At 70.1% G+C, this 482-nt stretch carries 1 protein-coding gene and 1 pseudogene; both read left to right on the forward strand.

The genetic code is table 11. From position 1 onward, the window contains the following. Nucleotides 1-187, forward strand: a pseudogene (locus tag QOL99_RS17565) (YlxR family protein); the annotation flags it as partial. Between the two features lie 49 nt (nucleotides 188-236). After that, a partial coding sequence (locus tag QOL99_RS17570; RefSeq protein WP_285525695.1) for a translation initiation factor IF-2 N-terminal domain-containing protein occupies nucleotides 237-482 on the forward strand: 246 nt, incomplete at its 3' end.

A 482-nucleotide genomic window follows, 5' to 3' on the forward strand; every position in this document is an offset into this window, starting at 1 on the left:
CGGGCACAGGGGCCGCAGCGGACGCGGGGCCTACCTGTGCGCCGCCTCCCCGGAGTGCTGGGCCGAGAAGCGGCTGCGCCGGACCTTCCGGGGAGACGCCCCGGCGGTCAGCGCGGCGCTGCACGCGGCCCCCCCCGGCCCCTTTTCTCAGGACCAGTCCCAGGACCAGCCTCAAGACCAGCCATGACAACCTGAACCCCCTGCCTGCCACGGCGCAGGTCTCACCGGAGGTGAGCATGTCGAAAGTTCGTATCTATTCCCTCGCCAAGGATCTGGGCGTGGACAACGCAAAAATGCTGGAAATCCTCGACGGCCTCGGCGTCTCGTACAAGAGCGTGAGCAGCACCATCGAGGAAGACACCGTCGAGCTGATCAAGCAGATTCTGGCCGACGAGGCCGCAGACGGCGCGGGCACGGCCAGCGCCGAAGCCGCCCCCGCCGAGGCGTCCGCGCCCCGGACGGCGACCCAGGCCGAGGCCACC

The sequence above is a fragment of the Deinococcus rhizophilus genome, from assembly GCF_030271215.1.
GTDB classification, from domain to species: domain Bacteria; phylum Deinococcota; class Deinococci; order Deinococcales; family Deinococcaceae; genus Deinococcus; species Deinococcus rhizophilus.